The sequence below is a fragment of the Virgibacillus sp. DJP39 genome, assembly GCF_049310925.1.
GTDB lineage: Bacteria > Bacillota > Bacilli > Bacillales > Amphibacillaceae > Virgibacillus_F.
This window is the reverse complement of sequence record NZ_JBMERP010000030.1, coordinates 1-17,689: the sequence shown is the minus strand read 5'-3', so window position 1 is coordinate 17,689 and position 17,689 is coordinate 1. Positions and strand designations below refer to the sequence as shown.

Below are 17,689 nucleotides of genomic sequence, written 5' to 3'. Positions count from 1 at the left end.
ATAAATAACTTTATACCGATTGATTGGAGCGAAGGGCAGTCGACTCCTGCGGGAACAGCACGTGTCTGAAGACCCCGCAGCGGCGGTTTTCCGCGAGGAGTCTGAAGCCGTGCCCGCGGAAAGCGACTGCCCGTAGCGGAAATCATACAGCTGTTACGTCGCAGTTTTCATCAACTGCAAGGGTTAAAGAGCAAAAAATACGTAAAGACCATAAAAAAAGCCGACTCACTGATAAGGTCCGTCTTACCACGTGGTCGGCTTCTTTTTTGTCCTAGCAATACATGTTAAAGTCCATGTACATATATTTTACAAATTTCTGCGTGAAAGTACAAGAACTAAAGACAAAGTTCATGATTCGTTCACATTTTAAGTGGTTGGCAGTACTTCTTTTAACTCATCTGTTGAATTGTTCCACATTTCTTCATTGAAATCGATTAGAAAGTCTCTCAACAGTTTTTTTGAATGGTCATCCATATGTTCCAGCATTATTTTACCTTTTAATGATTTATCCATATGTGTAACATGCTGTGGCATCGATTTGTAAGCACGCTTAATTTCTCTGTCTACCCGTACTTCACTGCCACATACTCCTGCATAATATGGGCCATTTTCCCCTTTTTCAACTGTGACCCAAACAATCCAATATAGCTTACCATTTGGCACTTCGTCTTTATTAGGTAAAAATTTAACTCGACGCTCAATTTCACTTCGGGCATGCATCGCTCCCATATCAACAAACGCACGGTCCTCATTTGGATCTATTATTACTGGGGACATATTTTCAAGGCTAATCGCTCCAACGCCATATCCACCATGTCCGTCAGTAGAGTCATCTTTTAATATCGTAAACGGGTTCGTATTCTTCTTAGGTTTATCTTCACTCATTCAAGGGTCCTCCTTTAAAAACTTTGGTTATATTGTAGCATAAAAGAAATCAACTTTTCACTTTAGGCACTTCTAGAAAACCCACCCGTATACTAAATGAAAACTTATTATGATACGCAGTAACCTGAAACACAGAAAAAAAAGCCCACTATCAGTTTAGTGGACGTTTGTTTAGCCTCTCAATAAATTCCCAAGCTTCTGTAATTTCGTCATGTGTAAAATTCTGTTTAGGTTTAACGGTATGGATTTTTTTTACAACATCACTATTCGGCATATCGCTAAAGTAAAGCATAGTCGAAACAAGCTCCAGGAACCTGGAACTCTTATTTTTCAGCAATTCGACCTGCTGGTTAATCTCAGGCATGTCTAGTGTGAATTGCTCCAGAAAGGCTTGTCCATTCTTAGTTATTGCATAATTGTATTGGTAATAATTGCTCTTGTCCTCTTTATCTTCATCAATAAAACCAAGATTACATAGCTCTTCCATTCTAAGTGTAAGTTCCTCAGAATATGGCCCATAAAAATGGAACTGGTATTTTTCCTCAAAAGGGACTTTACACTTTTGCAGTATATAGATCATTTTCTGGAGTTTTTTTCGTCCAGTAACTTCTTTTGCCACTTGAAAGAAATGCATTAACTTTGCATGATTTTTTAACATTACTCATCCGCTCCTTGGTTGTTCAAAAGCTCCATAATACGTTTTTTAACAGCGCTCTTATCGTTAAGATCATCTAATAGATCAGCAGGAAAATACAGCTTGTGATCTGTTCGTTTTTTTCCCGAAATTGATTCTACAATATCTGAATGACGAGAGAGTTCCTTCAATCCATTGTTCGGCATAAGCAAATGAATTGGCAGGCGTTCTTCTTCCTCACCTGGTCGGTAAAAGTCATAAGGTAAATCAGACGATGAATCAACCTCCAGGTAGTACTCCGGATCAATCCCAGCCTCCTGGAACAATTTATAAAGTTCCATCCATTCATTCATCTGTTTGTTTGGATTAAATTCTACATACTTGAAGAGGCGGCGGTTCATGAACCGTTCACATAGATCACGCAGGATAGCGTCCTCTTCCTCCTGCCAAGCCTGAAAGTAAAAGGATACTATCGATTCATCAAGTTTTATATAATCCTTCAACTCTACTTTTTTATTGAAAAAGCTTGTAAAGTGGGTTGGTTTCAGTTTGAATGTATAATCCGTTTCATATAAAAATTTTGCTCTATGAAGGATTTTTGATAAAATGACTTCAGCACTTCGGGTTACAGGGTGAAAATAAACCTGCCAGTACATTTGGTAGCGACTCATAATATAGTCTTCAACTGCGTGCATTCCACTTGATTTTATAACAACCTGATCATCAATTGGCCGCATCACACGAAGAATTCGCTCCATATCGAAATGTCCATAGCTGACCCCAGTAAAATAAGCATCTCGCTGAAGATAATCCATTCGATCGGCATCAATTTGGCTGGAAATGACACTAACAACTAATTTATCTTCATATGTTTTTGCAATAACGTCAGCAACCTTTTGCGAAAATCCTTTTTCAACACGTTCCAAAACTTTATGTACGTGGGTGTCGCCGATGATGATTTGTTGTGTGAAGTACTCATGGTCCAGTTTAAAAACTTTTTCAAAGGAATGAGAAAATGGTCCATGTCCTAAATCATGCAATAAAGCTGAGCAAAGGCTGAGCAACCGCTCATCCTTATTCCAATGCGGCTTATCTTCAAAGTTATTAATGATTCGTCGAACAATTTCATATACACCTAGCGAATGATTAAAACGGCTATGCTCCGCCCCGTGGAAAGTTAAGTTTGTTGTCCCAAGCTGTTTTATTCGACGCAGGCGCTGGAATTCTGGTGTCGCAATTAAATCCCAGATTACTTGATCCCTCACATGGATATAGCGGTGAACTGGATCTTTGAAAACTTTTTCCTCATATAATTGCTCATCTTTATACGCCATTTCTTCACAACCCGTTTCTATTCGACAATTTTGTTATAGTATATAATAAACAGACGAAGTTAAAAAGAGTCAATCTGGATTTAAAACGTAAAAAGTGCCTCAAACGGCTCCATTTGGGCTTTCATTTTTTTTAGCTAATGAGGGAGATATAACATGCAATCATGGAAAGAAATTATACATCATCATACATTCCGTTACATGGATCAATCGAATGAATCGGAATTTTACCATGAAAAAATAACAGCGTTAACTTCATTTGCAATAGATGACACGTTAGCGTTATCTGTAGGAGACGGTGAGTCCGCACCTACCATCCGTTTATGGGTGCATCCAAATACTGTCGTTCTTGGCATACCTGACGCCCGATTACCTTTTATTGAGAAAGGCGTAAAGTTGTTAGCAGATCGTGGATATCATGCAGTTGTCCGCAATTCCGGAGGGTTGGCTGTTGCGCTTGACGATGGCGTACTGAATATATCGCTTGTTTTGCCTGATGTTAAGCGATTGCCAATTCACGCATGCTACGAAGCAATGGTAAACTTCGTCCAATATATGCTCGCTGATTTAACAGATGAGATTGAAGCTTATGAAATTGTTGGATCTTACTGCCCTGGTGACTACGACTTAAGTATCGGCGGGAAAAAATTTGCTGGGATTTCACAACGCAGGGTTAAAGATGGCGCAGCGATTCAAATTTATTTGGATGTTGAAGGCCGAGGCATGGAGCGCGCAGCTTTAATCCGTGACTTTTATGAAACTGGCCTTGCAGGTTCAGAAACTAATTTTTCGTTTCCTGATGTACAACCTGACAAGATGGCGTCATTGACAGAACTATTGCCTGGTAAGATAACGATGACCGAAATGAAACAGCGTGTTTACAGGACTTTAGAAGAGCTCAGTGAAAAAATCGTAACTGCTGAATTTTCCGAGCATGAAGAACAAAATTACTTTAAACGGTTGGAACAAATGAAAAAACGGAATGAAAAAATTGCGGGAATGCAGTAAGGTCAGGTTGGGCTGCCGCGTGGCGGAAATCTTCCGTTGAGGCACGGGAATCGTCCGTTATTCGAAAGTATCGTCCGTAGCAGCTACGGAATCGGCCGTTAAAAAAAGCTTGCAAGGTCGTAACCTTGCAAGCTTTTCATCATTATTTTGCCTGAACTGCTGTGATTAACGCTAAATTATAGACATCATCCGAACTACAACCGCGGGATAGGTCATTTACTGGCCGGTTTAGACCTTGTAATATTGGTCCTACTGCTTCAAATTCGCCTAAACGCTGTGCTATTTTATAGCCGATATTTCCTGCTTCAAGACTTGGGAATATGAATACATTGGCATTCCCTTCGAGTGGTGAATCCGGAGCTTTTTTCTTAGCAACACTTGGTACAAATGCTGCATCAAACTGAAATTCTCCGTCAATAATAAGTGAGGAATTTTTTCCTTTCACAATATCCAGAGCTTCTACCACTCTTTCTGTTTCAGGTGACTTAGCAGATCCTTTTGTTGAAAAACTGAGCATTGCCACTCTTGGATCTATATCAAACAAGCCTGCCGTAATAGCACTTTCCACCGCAATTTCTGCAAGGTCCTGACTATCAGGCGCAATGTTTATCGCGCAATCAGCAAATACATATTTATCATCACCACGAACCATTATAAATACACCTGACGTTTTTCTAGTGCCTTCTTTTGTTTTAATGATCTGTAATGCCGGGCGAACAGTTTCTGCCGTTGAGTGAGCTGCTCCACTTACCAGCCCATCAGCTTGATTCATATAGACAAGCATTGTGCCGAAATAATTGTTATCCAGTAGAATTTCTCGAGCCTCATCTGCTGAAACCTTCCCTTTTCTACGTTCAACAAACGTTTCAACCATTAACTCAAACTCCTCGAATTCAGCTGGATCCATGATCTTGCAGGAAGAAACATCAACACCAACTTCTTCAGCGCGCCGCTTTATTTTTCCTTTTTCACCAATTAAAATTGGAGTTATAATCCCTGCTGCTCCTAATTGACTTGTTGCAGTCAGAATTCGTTCATCGGTCCCTTCAGGAAATACAATAAATCTATCTGTTCCTTCCAATTTTGCTTTTAATTCTTCAAAAAAATCACTCATTGTTCCTAGCACCTCCACGCCATTATTTCTAACTTTTATGATAATGCAATGATTACCACATGAAAAGCAATCCACTCACGTAAACTTTGACAGATTGGTGAATTCAACCAGATGTAATTCCTTGTTCATGATTATTATTCCCTCATTATGGTATAGTAAAGCCACAAGCTGACATTTTTTACTCTTCAAGAAAATAAAGCTTGAAAAGTGTAGAATTAAAGGTTAACTATTTGTAAGGCTTTCTCGTTAGTTTAGAAGGGATTAGCCACTATTTTCAAACATAAGGGAGCGATTTTTATGGTAGCAGCAGAAGCAGTTGAAACAATGGATGGCTGGTATTGTTTGCATGACCTACGCAGCATTGATTGGGCCTCATGGAAGATGGTAACAAGTGAGGAACGACAAGAAGCCATCGACGAACTACATACCCTGTTAGCAAAATGGGATTCTGTAGAAGAAGCAAAGGAAGGTAGCCATGTAGTTTATACAATCGTTGGTCAAAAAGCGGATATTCTACTGATGATTCTTCGCCCAACAATGAATGAATTAAACGCGGTGGAAACTGAATTCAATAAAACAAAGTTTGCTGAATTCCTTCAGCCTTCTTATTCATATGTATCAGTTGTTGAACTTTCAAAATACTTCCCACAAAAGAAAGATGTTGATCCTGAAACATTGCCTGAAACACAGGAAAGATTAAAGCCAATTTTACCAAAGTGGGACCATATTTCATTTTACCCAATGGACAAGCGCCGTGCCGGTGAGGAAAATTGGTATGCACTGGATAAAAAAGAACGTGCGAAATTACTTTACGAACACAGCAAAACTGGGCGCCAGTATGCTGGACGTATTAAACAGATCATTACTGGCTCATTTGGATTTGATGACTGGGAATGGGGCGTTACGCTGTTCGCTCATGATGTATTAGATTTGAAAAAAATTGTATATGAAATGCGCTTCGATGAAGTTAGTGCGAAATATGGTGAGTTCGGTCAATTTTTCGTTGGAAACCACTTACCAAATGAAAAAATAGCCGCATTTCTCCAGGTTTAAACATATACAAACCGTATCAGTTACGTAGCTGATACGGTTTTTTATTTTTTAGAATCCACACATTATCAACCTCCCTTCCACTCAAAACCATTAGCCATAACACTTCGCTAGTCTTAGTCACATTGCCTAAGTTCTAACATAGTATATCCTGCATATAATAAAATGAGTATTTGGAAATGGGGTGACCCTATGCCGAGAATCAAACATACTGAACAAGATGTGGCACTTTTGGCGAGATTAATGCGAGCTGAGGCAGAGGGTGATGGAAAACTTGGCATGCTGATGGTAGGCAATGTCGGAGTAAACCGAGTTGCAGCGGATTGTTTAGATTTTACTGAGATAAACACTATTCGGGATATGGTGTTTCAAAGTCCTGGTGGGTTTGAAGCAACACAAAAGGGATATTTTTATCAGCGTGCTCGTGGAATGGATAAGAAACTTGCTAGAAAGACGATTAAAGGTGGAAGATATCATCCAGCATCCTATTCTCTTTGGTTCTTTCGGCCTGAGGGTAATTGTCCTGCGCAGTGGTATGGGCAATGGAATGCTGGTCGCTATAAGTCACATTGCTTTTTTGCATCAGATTCATCTGTTTGTCCAGGAGTTTATTAATATTAAACTGATTATTAATTAGGAGGTTTTTTTATGAGTGAAGATCAAAACCAAGGGTATCCATACTACTACTATCCACAAGCATCTCCAGCATATTACCCTGCATATGATTCTCGACAGTATCAGGCACCTCAATTCCAATACCAGCAAGGCACACCATTTCAAGCGGGCCAACCACAGTACCAAGGTAATCCGTATCAGGGAGTTGACCCTGCTCAAGATGAACCTGATGGTGTACTTCCAATGGAACAGTCCTATATCGAGAATATTCTAAGACTTAATTTAGGCAAAATGGCTACTATTTACATGACTTTTGAAAATAATCAGGAATGGAACGCTAAAGTCTTCAAAGGGATTGTTGAAGCTGCAGGAAGGGATCATATTATTTTAAGTGATCCGCAGACTAATAAGCGGTTTCTACTTTTGATGGTGTACTTAGATTACATCACATTTGAGGGAGAATTAGATTATAACTATCCTATTGGTACAGCTCAGATAAATAGATAATCTTTAAAAATCTTAGATTAGTTGGCGGGCAACAAAGGATATTTTAATTCTGCACCATGCTTAAAGTAGAAAAAGGATGACCTATATGGAATCGATCCACAGCGCACCGCGGGATCTTTATCCTTATATGTGTCATCCTTCTTTTATTTCAATTCATCATAGGGGGATCTCGATGCGACATCCATACGAAAAGTTCATTCGTTTAGAACTAGTATCACTTTGTTTAGCTGTACTTACTGGAATAATTGTATTGATAAAAGGGTTTATATTTTTAGCTATTTTTGTTATTTACTTAATTGCATTTGGTCTTTGTTTTGAAGCGATGGTAGAGTATCATACACATAATCAAAATAAAGCTTTCAAGCACTTCATACAGGCTACTTTACTTATCATATTTATGAGCTATATTGTTTTTTACTTATAAGTGTTTCGCAACTACATACCCTAGCAAAATCCAGCCAATTAAAAATGCTACCCCGCCTAACGGAGTAATCATCGCAAATGTTTTAATTTGAGTGATAGAATAAATGTACAAGCTTCCTGAAAATAATAAAATACCCACAAAAAACATCCATCCAGCCCAAATCAATCCTCCACTTTGGAACTTCACAAGTAGTAATCCAGTTACCAATAATGCCATTGTATGAAACATCTGGTATGTAACAGCCTTTTCATAAGTATCAATAGCTTTCTCTGATAGTTTCCCCTCAAGACCATGTGCTCCAAAAGCACCCAATGCTACAGCCAAGAATCCGTTTATCGCGCCAAGAATAAGAAATAATTTCATTTTTTCACCTCTTTATTAAAAGTCAAAAATGGACTTTCCATTTGCATCGTCTTGATCATCTTCATTATGCTTTGAATCTGTTACCTTGTTTGTGTTTGCCTTCCCTAACATTACTTCCATTTCATCTAAGGAAAAATCATTTAAATCAGTTGTTTTTTTTACGGATTCATCGGCGTGATCAGCATCCATGATTAAATCACTTAAAAGCCTTACATTTCCAATATGCTTTGCCATTTGATCATGATTAGCTGCTTTGGTTTGAGCTTGTTGGAGCTCGTCCATCATTTTCTTCAGAATTGTCTCATTCGAAATAGCCATTTGAACACTCCCTTACCATCTTTTCCATAAGATAGTATAACATGACTTAGCTTTAATTTATTGCAATAACTTTGCTACACACACCAAAAAGCCCTGGACAATTGTTCCAAGACTTTTTAGCTCTCAGTCGCTAACTTTTATGATACGTTTGTCCGGTCATTTTTTTCATCTTGATAACGCTTATACATCCATCGCAAAAATTCCAGTTCATTTTGTTGCAAATTTCTTCCAAGCTTTTGTTTTGTCTCACCCAATAAACTCAAAAAGCTTATTACCACCGCTATCATGCCCCCTGGAATTCTATTATCTACTTTAGATTCTACACAACTTCTCAGAAAAATCAATATAAATTTTGGTAATTCATAAAATATACTGAAAACACTAACATCAATAATACTCTAGCTGGTGTGCGAATAGTTCATAACTTTGTACGCTTTATTTAATTGATCTTTGTAAATAATGTGTTCACGGGAAAACTTCGTAGGGCTGTCAATACCAACTACAGCGGCCATTTCAAATACACCTTCTCGTAAAGCTATCAGGTAATTACTTACACGGTATTTCTTTTCTTCTATGCTTAAGGCTTTTTGTAAGTCTGGATCTGTAGTTGCAACCCCAACTGGACAATTATTTGTATGACAAACCTCAGACATAATGCAGCCTACTGATAGCATAAATCCTCTAGCAATATTGATCATGTCAGCACCTAAAGAGAGAGCCATCACAATTTTATCCGGTGTCAACAGTTTTCCTGAAGCGATAATTTTAGTACGATCGCGTAAACCGTATTTTTTAAGCAAATCATCAAGTAATGGTAGAGCAGCATATGCTGGCAATCCTACAGATTCGGCTAGTTCATAATAAGTAGCTCCTGAACCGCCTTCTCCACCATCTACTGTAATAAAGTCAGGAACAATATCAAGCTCCTTCATTGCCTGAACATAGTTTTCCAGTTGTGCTTCGTCACCAACTACAATTTTTGTCCCTACCGGCTTGCCACCGATATCACGCATTTTATCGAGAAATTCCAGTAATCCTTTTGAATCATTGAATTCATGAAAGCGGTTTGGGCTGTCGATTGGTTGCCAGGCTTCTACATTTCGAATTTCAGCAATTTCCTCTGTTACCTTCTTACCATCCACATGTCCGCCTCTTTGTTTTGCGCCCTGAGCAAGCTTGATTTCGAATGCTTTTACCTGGTCGATCTCACTTTTCTTTTTAAAAAGTTCAAAGGACAACTCACCATCCTTTGTACGGACACCAAACAGTCCTGAGCTGATCTGCATGATAATATCAACATCGCCTTTCTGATGGTATGGGGAGATGCTTCCTTCACCTGTGTTCATCCAAGTTCCACCAGCCATTCCAAGGCCTTTTGAAAGAGCAGTTATTGCATGGTCGCCTAATGATCCGAAGCTCATTGCAGACTGCCCTATAAATCCCTTTACTTTAAACGGCTTTCGAACAGTATCCTTACCAAGAATAATTGCATCATCATCGGTTAAATAAAAAGGATCTAGAACCCCTTCATCATGATGCTCCTTCCGACTGAATAGGTTTTCTTTATCAACACTATACAGCCTTGTTTTGACTTTTGGTTCCTGGTCAATCTTCATTTCCTCCCGTTGACTGGGAAACATACTATTAACGATTTGATAGCCCTCTTCATTAAAATCTCGTTCTGAACCATAGCCTATCATTCTATCATTATATTTTGCTGCTTTATAAACAAATTGGAATTCATTACGGTTAAAGGGTTTTCCCTCTCTATCGTTATTAAATAAATACTGGCGTAGCTCCGGTCCCATCTTTTCTGTAATATACCTGACTTTACCTAAAACAGGATAATTCCTTAATACAGAGTGTTCCTGTTGCTTTTCATCGTGTGTGTACAGCCAGATAATGAAAATTAATGGTACTAAGACTACGATTGCTACAATTGCTAGTAACGCTATTAATAAACCATTTGTCATGGCAAACAGCTCCTTTTGGATTTACTTCTTTACATCGAGCCCGCTTCGAACGTGCAAGCCAGTGCGTTCTTCGATTTCTTGCTTATACGCCTGCTTCTGATCAGTGGCCTCCGCTTTTCTTAAATTAAGACTTTTTTCGTAAGTTTTGTTGCTTTTTAATCTTCGCATTTGATGAAAAATGCGAAGTAACTAAAAATCATGTTCGACGCTCTGCAGTCGCTGCGGAAAAATCACTACGCTTTCCGCGGGCTTGCGCTGAGCCTCCTCGATCGCAAAAAACGCTCACTGCGGGGTCTCAACACTTCGCTTTCCCGCAGGAGTCTTCGTGTTTTTCCTCCGCTACAAGATGTTTCAACATTACTGTATGGCTCACTTACTATTACGGCAGTTGATTGGAGAGGAGGACCGTTGACTCCTGCGGGAACAGCACGAGTCTGAAGACCCCGCAGAGTGGTTTTCTCGAGGAGGCTGAAGCCGTGCCCGCGGAAAGCAACGGTCCGCAGCGGAAAACAACCAGCAGTTACTTCGCAGTTTATAAATTTTGTGTCAGAAACAACAAGCTTTTAGAAAACAGCTTAAATCAAATAGGGTAGGTATACGATTATGATGATGAATACCCATACTACGTCGACAAAGTGCCAGTAGTATTGAAAGATGCGCTGTTTTTCTATATACAGGGCATATGGAATCTTCATTCTCTTAAACTGCGTTAGAAGTAAAATCATCCATCCGATCCCAAAGGTCACGTGGGCAGCGTGCAATCCTACTAATACATAAAAAGAGGACATAAACACATTTGCAGATATACCGTATCCTTCTTTTACGTATTTATAGAATTCGTGTATTTCCAATCCCAAGAATATTAAGCCAAGTAATAATGTCATTTCCAGGCCAATCATAATATTGATTTTTTTACGTTTGTCTAATCCTTTTTCAGCGAACAATAGAGTCCCACTGCTTGAAAGCAAGAAGACGGAAGACATTATCAAGCTTTTCATGCTAAATACTTTCGATGGCATAGGATCACTGGAAGGTGGTGTGAATATTAGATACGTCGCAAAAAGCGTTGCAAACATTACACTTTCAACAAATAAATAAATGAAAAATCCAAGCCGCTTATCTTTAAACAATGCTTTCTGATTATTATTCATCGGACGCCACTCCCATACTGTAGGCTTTTTTTCGTTCATCTGTAAGGGAACGCAAAACAAATAATGCAAGAATGCTTACACCTGCTGAGATTGCCAGCCAGTACCAGGTATAAATCATGCCAATGCTAAACACAGCCATAAAGAAAGCAATGAGTAGTGGTTTAATCGAATCGACTGAAATCGGTGCTGGCCTTGTATCAGTCGTTGTTTCTAGTTTTTTTCCTTCTACCTTTGCGTACCAGTAAGGATCTATCTCACTAACTACCGGCATTGGCTCAAATGTATGTTCTTCAGATGGTGAATCTACCGTCCATTCTAATGTACGGCCATCCCAAGGGTCTTTCCCAACTTTTTTTCCATGCTTATGTGTTTTATATAAATTCCAGGCAACAAAAAGCATACTACTCCCCATAATAAATGCACCAACAGTACTGGTTAAATTTAAATAATAAAGAGAATCGCCATAACCGTAAGTGTAGACACGCCGCGGCATGCCTTGAAGCCCAGTTATATGCATTGGCAAAAAGGTCATATGAAAACCAATCAGGAACAACCAAAAGTGCCATTTACCTAGTTTTTCATCCAATATCTTTCCAGTGAATTTTGGGTACCAGTAATATAAACCGGCAAAAATCCCCAATATCGTTGACCCTATTATTGTGTAGTGAAAATGAGCTACAACAAAATGGGTGTCATGATACTGAAAATCAGCTGCAGCAACCGAAAGCATGACCCCAGTCACTCCTCCCATGACAAAGGTAGGAATGAATCCCAATGAAAACAGCATTGGAGTGGTCATCCGAATTACCCCGCCACGCATGGTGAACAGCCAGTTAAAGATTTTAATTCCGGTCGGTACGGCAATCATCATGGTTGTTATCGCAAAGAATGTGTTAGCCATTGGACCAAGTCCTACTGTAAACATATGATGTGCCCAAACCATGAAGCCCAGAAATCCGATCAATGCGAGCGAAATAACCATTGTCGAGTAGCCAAATATCCGTTTCTTTGAGAACGTTGAAATAATATCAGAAAAGATTCCGAATGCCGGTAATGCTAAGATGTAAACTTCTGGGTGTCCAAAAATCCAAAATAAGTGTTGCCAGAATACTGGGTTTCCTACATCACCCAAGAAAAAATGCGTACCAAACATTCGATCAAACATTAGTAAATATAATGCAATTGATAAAACAGGGAATGCCACTAGAATTAGAAACGATGTAATAAGTGCTGACCAAGGAAACAGTGGCATCCTGGTTAGTTTCATACCAGGTGCACGGTGCCGAATAATCGTGACAATCATATTGATCGCTGTAAAAATAGTCCCCAACCCTGAAACTTGTAGGCTGAAAACATAATAATCATTGCCGACACCAGGCGTAAATGTATCGGTTGATAACGGGGCATAGCCCGTCCATCCTACATTTGGGGCACTGTTAAAGAAAAATGACATGTTAAATAATATTGCTCCAGCTAAAAAAAGCCAGAAACTAACTGCATTCAAAAATGGAAATGCCAAGTCTCGAGCACCGATTTGCAGCGGAACCGCAATATTCATTAAACCAATTAGCAATGGCATTGCGACAAAAAAAATCATGATTGTACCGTGAGTAGTAAATAATTCATTATATTTTTCCCCTTGAAACACCCAAAAGTCATTATGCGGTTTTGCCAACTGTAACCGAATTAATAATGCATCAACTCCAGCGCGAAGAAAAAATACGACACCAAACAACACATATAGCGTACCTATTTTACGGTGATTAGTCGTCCGCATATACCCCCAAATAAGAGGTAACTTTCGATTTTTTATAACGTATATGGTAATGGCTATGCCTAGTAATATCGTTAAAATCCATGCCGCCAACACGTCTGATGGGACCATAAAGGTTTGCCCGAAAAGCGGTATTTTCATTGTTCACACCTCTACCTTAAAAATTTTTACTGCAATTATTTTTTTAACCATTTTTCATATTCTTTGGTGGATACTACTTTTGTTGTGAATTGCATATTAGCATGGTCAAGCCCGCAGAATTCAGCACATTTGCCTTCATACGTTCCTGCTTGCGGATTAACAATTTCGTATATCAATTCTTTACCGGGCAGGACGTCCGTCTTACCAGCGAGCTGTGGAATCCAAAAAGAGTGGATTACGTCTTTAGACTTCAGATGAAAAGTAACGGTTTTGTCCGCTGGAATAACCAATTTATTTGTTGAAGTCTTTCCGTTCTCATAGGTGAAGGTCCAATAAAACTGTTGTCCGATTACATTGACATGAACTGCCTCCTCTTTATCCTCTGTACTGGAAAGCTCTGGAGACTGATTATATGTAATAGCTATCGTTGGAACAGCTAATACAACTAACAAAAAAATGGCTGATAGCGTCCATATTAGCTCAAGCTTTTTATTACCTTTCACGTCCTTAGGAAGATCGTCTTTATTAAAGCTCGTTTCCCGGTATTTCCATACAAATCGAGCAAATAAAATAAACACCACAACCAGCACAATCATCATGAGCGAAAAACTAAACCAGATTAAAAAAGCTTGGTCCTGCCCAGTGTCACTCTTGGGATTTAACACAGTAATATTGCAACCCGATAAAAGTAAAAGTATGGGTGTTAATAAAGTTTTTTTCATAAAAACCATCAGCCTCTTCATCAATTTCATTTAATAGACTTATAACCTTTGTCAATCATTATTAAACATAAAATTTAATGGTCTTTAGGCAGATGAAATATCGACCGTCGCGCCACGCCAACTAGTATGGCCATATTATTCGCACAAAAATACCGCCCTAGTTAAAGGACGGCCTCATATCTATTCATCCAGTTGTAATTTTGTTTCAATCTCGGATAATCTTTCCCTAAGTTCGTTAATATCCTCTTTAGTAGCAAGCCCCAGTTCTTTGGCCATTCCTTGCGTTTCTTCATACTGTTTAGCACTCCAGCCCTCTTTTGTTGATTCGCCTTTATCAACAAAGTTCTGCATAACTGTTCGTGCTTGTTCGCGTGTTAATTCATTCTTGTCGACCAATTCCTTCAGCTTCTTGTCCAGCTTTTCTTTACTGCTTACCGCTGCACCTAAACCAAGTAAAAATCCCTTTTTTAAAAAATCACTCATCGTTTACACCCTCCTATTTTCTCGATCCTAACATTCGATAGTGCTTAAACAAAATAATAAACAGTATAATTGAGAAAGCACCAGTTAATAAATACCCAGTAAACCATTGCATTAACAGACCTGTATACATTCCCCCTATCATTAATAGGAAGCTAAATAACTCCATTAGTATATAAAAATGATGTAACAGTTGCACTTGTTGTTTTTCTTTTTCCCATTGTCTGTTCTTTTCCCCATTTTCAAGCCAGCTTAACATTGCTCTTGGGAAAGATAGAATTGGTTTAGTTGCATCTTTTGCAACTTGTTTATAGACAGAATCCGTGAAACTTTTTCCACCAAACCATTGTTTCACTTTAGGCTTGGCCCATTTTTCGATATCGACATCCGGATAAATACTAATTAATAACCCGAAAACAATTGAGATTGCTCTTCCAAGATAAGCATAATCTGCGGACAATTGAATGGGCTGGTCTTTTACAAAAAGTCTGATCTCTTCCTGGATCGTATCTATTGTATGTGCATCCATCTGATTAAATGATCCATTTTGATACATCTCGATTGTTTGTTTAATCATTTTTTTCAGCTTACCAAGATTTGCATTCGGTAAAACAAAGTTCATGTCGTCCAGGACGCGGACAACTTTATCGTAATCATCCATAATAAGTCCCTGAATCAATTGTTTAAAATAATGTGTATCCTGCTTCTGCACTTGACCAACCATTCCAAAGTCAATAATTACAATCGTGCCGTCTGATTGAATTAAAATATTTCCGGCATGCGGGTCGGCATGAAAATTACCATCATTCAAAAACTGATCTAAATAAAAATCAAACAGCGTTTTTGCGGTGTGCTGTACATTAATCCCGTGTTTATTCATGAAGGCTGCATCTGTAATTTTTGCACCATCCATCCACTCCATTACCAGTACTTCTTTTGTACAAAGCTGGTTCATATAACTAGGGATATAGATAGATTTATTAGATTTATAACGTTCTTTAAAATAGTTGCCATACGCACGTTCCTGTTCGAAATCCAACTCGCGGTCCATTACAGAAACTAACTCACGATACAAAGCATTTAAATCTGCTTTTTTACCAAAGTTTGTGAAAATCTTGATCGTCCAGAAGACGAGCTTTAGTGCTTTAAAATCCATATGGAAAATATCCTGAACACGATACCGCTGAACCTTAATAGCTACCTTTTCACCGTTCATTAATTTACCTTTGTAGACTTGTCCTATAGATGCAGAGGCTACAGGTTCTTCATCCAATTCTTTTATGTAGTCATAAATGTCTCCTCCCCATTCCTTTTCCATTAATTCCTTAGCGTATGAAAAAGAGGACGGTGGTACACGGTCTACCAATCCCGATAATTCCTGTATAAAGGCGTCAGGCATGAAATCTGACCTAGTACTCAAAAACTGCCCTACCTTTATCAAAATTCCACCAAGCTTTACAGCTGTTTTTCTGTATTCTCCTGCTTGCTTTTTTAACATTGCGTTCCACTTTTGCTTCGTTCGCTCATCCCAGATATGATGTCTAATATGGAAAAAGGAAATCTGGCAAATAAATTTAAAAGTCATCCAAACAATAACCGTGCAACGATAAACTACATTAAACTTTAATGAATTTTCCACATCCAACACCTCTTTTAACCATTACCCTAAATATGTATGTGTTAAAACTAGTATCATACCAAATTAATAAAAGAGAGTATTGTCGGAGAAACCCAACCTTGTACCTATAAAAGAATGAACGTTGTCTAAATAATAGGCCCCAAGTACTATTCGTAATGTTTTGAATACTTCTAATTATTCGTTTATAATTAGAAATATGGCGCGTGTTATAGGTTCAGTCGAAAAACTTACATCTCAATTAATAGAAGGTGAGTAGTTTTTCCTAAGTAGCTTTTAGAGCGAAAAATTCTGGGAGGGTTTTTATGAAGAAGCTAGTAGCATTAACATCTATTTTAGGTTTAGTCTTATCGTTAGTTTTACCTTCAGTTATTTTTGCAGATAGTAAAAAACTAAATGACACCGTAGAAAACTGGGACACGGAACGATATGGTGATGTGAAAGATATCACCTCTGAATTAAATAAGTTATCAGAGGATGAAGATTTTAAGAAAGAAGCACTTAAAACTATTAAAGAATCTGCGGAAGGTATTAATTTTGATGGCGAAGAAGAAGGAGCAAGCTCGACAGCAGATTCTAATTTCACCTTTGATGGTGGCACCAAATTCTTTCTCGATCGTAATCTAGGATTCCAACAATTCACATTACGCAGTGTTGGAGAAAACGTAGAAATTTGGGTGGCTAATGATCTAAGTTTCCCTGAAGGAGATCCACGTCCAGCACAAGTTGTGACTCAAGAGCAAGTAGACAAGCTTACTGCTGAATTTGATTCAAACATTTATCCAACTGTAACAGGATTCTTTGGCACACCTGATTCACTGGACGGCAGTCAAGCACCTCTACCTGGTATGGTAGGTTTACCAGAAGGCTATTATGAAACTGATGGTGACAAAGTACAGATGCTAGTAAGTAACATTCCAGATGATAATTATGAAGATCCAACATACCCATTTTTCGTTGCCGGATTTTTCTGGCAGACGTTAGAAAACTTTATGGACAGAAACATTATTTCTATTGATGCAAACAACTGGGAAGAACGTTTGGAAAATACATTTTACAGTACAACCATTCACGAGATGCAGCATTTAATTCATGCTGATAATGATGGTGATGAAACTTCATGGTTAAACGAAGGTTTCTCTACATTCTCTGAATATCTAGGTGGTTATGGTCATGACGCAGGTTCGATCAACTTCCTGCTAGATCACCCTGAAAATTCACTTACTAACTGGGATGACCATGTAGGTGCGGAAACTGGTCCTGAAACCATTGCTGATTATGGACTTGTTTACTTATTTACCCTTTATAACTACGAACAATTCGGGCAAGAATTTATCCTTGAAGTTGCAAAAAGCCCACTGAATTCAATTGAAAGTTATAATCAGGCCTATAAGGATAATGGCATTGACGAAACTTTCCAAAGTGTTTTCGAGAAGTTCGTAACTGCTGTTTTAATTGACGATTCCAATAATGTTAAAGGTGAAAAGGGAATTTATGGTTTTGACTTAATTGATTTACGTGAACTTCCTGTTGGTGACGGAGAAGTTCGTGGTACAACTGTTA

General features: G+C 38.5%; 18 protein-coding genes and 1 pseudogene. 6 read left to right on the top strand and 13 right to left on the bottom strand.

Going from position 1 to position 17,689, the window contains the following annotated elements; all coding sequences use genetic code 11:
* Positions 1 to 366: 366 nt before the first annotated feature.
* The 3 genes from ACOI1D_RS11410 to ACOI1D_RS11400 all read right to left on the bottom strand — a co-directional run bounded on the left by ACOI1D_RS11410 (position 367) and on the right by ACOI1D_RS11400 (position 2,853).
* Complete coding sequence (locus ACOI1D_RS11410; RefSeq protein WP_422501414.1) at positions 367 to 885, bottom strand: YwhD family protein; 519 nt, start codon at positions 883 to 885, stop codon at positions 367 to 369.
* Between the two features lie 151 nt (positions 886 to 1,036).
* Positions 1,037 to 1,543 (bottom strand): YwgA family protein, encoded by a 507-nt coding sequence (locus ACOI1D_RS11405; protein WP_422501413.1) that lies wholly within the window; start codon positions 1,541 to 1,543, stop codon positions 1,037 to 1,039.
* A complete protein-coding gene (locus ACOI1D_RS11400; protein ID WP_422501412.1) occupies positions 1,543 to 2,853 on the bottom strand; it encodes an HD domain-containing protein in 1,311 nt (436 codons plus the stop codon). The genes ACOI1D_RS11405 and ACOI1D_RS11400 overlap by 1 nt, the downstream gene beginning before the upstream one ends.
* Before the next feature lie 153 nt (positions 2,854 to 3,006).
* Here ACOI1D_RS11400 and ACOI1D_RS11395 point away from each other — a divergent pair, with 153 nt between their 5' ends.
* Complete coding sequence (locus ACOI1D_RS11395) at positions 3,007 to 3,858, top strand: lipoate--protein ligase family protein (RefSeq protein ID WP_422501411.1); 852 nt, start codon at positions 3,007 to 3,009, stop codon at positions 3,856 to 3,858.
* Between the two features lie 142 nt (positions 3,859 to 4,000).
* Here ACOI1D_RS11395 and pta read toward each other — a convergent pair whose 3' ends face one another.
* Entirely contained in the window at positions 4,001 to 4,972 is a 972-nt protein-coding gene (gene pta, locus ACOI1D_RS11390) for a phosphate acetyltransferase (protein ID WP_422501410.1), read from the bottom strand.
* 297 nt (positions 4,973 to 5,269) lie between these two features.
* Here pta and hemQ point away from each other — a divergent pair, with 297 nt between their 5' ends.
* From hemQ to ACOI1D_RS11370, 4 genes are all read left to right on the top strand, one after another.
* A complete protein-coding gene (gene hemQ, locus ACOI1D_RS11385; protein ID WP_422501409.1) occupies positions 5,270 to 6,025 on the top strand; it encodes a hydrogen peroxide-dependent heme synthase in 756 nt (251 codons plus the stop codon).
* 189 nt (positions 6,026 to 6,214) lie between these two features.
* On the top strand, positions 6,215 to 6,637 hold the full coding sequence (locus ACOI1D_RS11380; protein ID WP_422501408.1) for a cell wall hydrolase: 423 nt from the start codon (positions 6,215 to 6,217) through the stop codon (positions 6,635 to 6,637).
* A 33-nt stretch (positions 6,638 to 6,670) separates the two neighbouring features.
* Positions 6,671 to 7,144 carry a spore coat protein GerQ gene (gene gerQ / locus ACOI1D_RS11375; RefSeq protein ID WP_422501407.1) on the top strand — a complete coding sequence of 158 codons (474 nt, stop codon included), beginning with the start codon at positions 6,671 to 6,673 and terminating at the stop codon, positions 7,142 to 7,144.
* Between the two features lie 172 nt (positions 7,145 to 7,316).
* Positions 7,317 to 7,568: a hypothetical protein gene (locus ACOI1D_RS11370; RefSeq protein WP_422501406.1), complete on the top strand. Its 252-nt coding sequence runs from the start codon at positions 7,317 to 7,319 to the stop codon at positions 7,566 to 7,568.
* On the opposite strand, the gene ACOI1D_RS11365 is transcribed toward ACOI1D_RS11370, so the two are convergent.
* The 9 genes from ACOI1D_RS11365 to ACOI1D_RS11325 form a co-directional block, all read right to left on the bottom strand.
* A complete protein-coding gene (locus ACOI1D_RS11365) occupies positions 7,563 to 7,931 on the bottom strand; it encodes a DUF423 domain-containing protein (protein ID WP_422501405.1) in 369 nt (122 codons plus the stop codon). The genes ACOI1D_RS11370 and ACOI1D_RS11365 overlap by 6 nt on opposite strands.
* 15 nt (positions 7,932 to 7,946) lie before the next feature.
* Positions 7,947 to 8,249, bottom strand: a complete 303-nt coding sequence (locus tag ACOI1D_RS11360) for a YwdI family protein (RefSeq protein WP_422501404.1) — start codon at positions 8,247 to 8,249, stop codon at positions 7,947 to 7,949.
* Between the two features lie 137 nt (positions 8,250 to 8,386).
* Positions 8,387 to 8,527, bottom strand: coding sequence for a hypothetical protein (locus ACOI1D_RS11355; protein ID WP_422501403.1), 141 nt, complete (start codon positions 8,525 to 8,527; stop codon positions 8,387 to 8,389).
* 120 nt (positions 8,528 to 8,647) lie between these two features.
* Positions 8,648 to 10,222 (bottom strand): FMN-binding glutamate synthase family protein, encoded by a 1,575-nt coding sequence (locus tag ACOI1D_RS11350; protein ID WP_422501402.1) that lies wholly within the window; start codon positions 10,220 to 10,222, stop codon positions 8,648 to 8,650.
* Between the two features lie 575 nt (positions 10,223 to 10,797).
* The gene (locus ACOI1D_RS11345; protein WP_422501401.1) at positions 10,798 to 11,373 is read right to left on the bottom strand and encodes a cytochrome c oxidase subunit 3; all 576 of its coding nucleotides are present in this window, start codon (positions 11,371 to 11,373) and stop codon (positions 10,798 to 10,800) included.
* Entirely contained in the window at positions 11,366 to 13,288 is a 1,923-nt protein-coding gene (gene ctaD / locus ACOI1D_RS11340; protein WP_422501400.1) for a cytochrome c oxidase subunit I, read from the bottom strand. The genes ACOI1D_RS11345 and ctaD overlap by 8 nt, the downstream gene beginning before the upstream one ends.
* A 35-nt stretch (positions 13,289 to 13,323) precedes the next feature.
* Positions 13,324 to 14,010: a cytochrome c oxidase subunit II gene (coxB, locus tag ACOI1D_RS11335; RefSeq protein ID WP_422501399.1), complete on the bottom strand. Its 687-nt coding sequence runs from the start codon at positions 14,008 to 14,010 to the stop codon at positions 13,324 to 13,326.
* Positions 14,011 to 14,190: 180 nt separating this feature from the next.
* On the bottom strand, positions 14,191 to 14,493 hold the full coding sequence (locus tag ACOI1D_RS11330; protein WP_422501398.1) for a phasin family protein: 303 nt from the start codon (positions 14,491 to 14,493) through the stop codon (positions 14,191 to 14,193).
* 13 nt (positions 14,494 to 14,506) lie between these two features.
* On the bottom strand, positions 14,507 to 16,129 hold the full coding sequence (locus tag ACOI1D_RS11325) for an ABC1 kinase family protein (protein ID WP_422501397.1): 1,623 nt from the start codon (positions 16,127 to 16,129) through the stop codon (positions 14,507 to 14,509).
* Between the two features lie 302 nt (positions 16,130 to 16,431).
* Here ACOI1D_RS11325 and ACOI1D_RS11320 point away from each other — a divergent pair.
* Positions 16,432 to 17,689, top strand: a pseudogene (locus ACOI1D_RS11320) (peptidase M6); the annotation flags it as partial.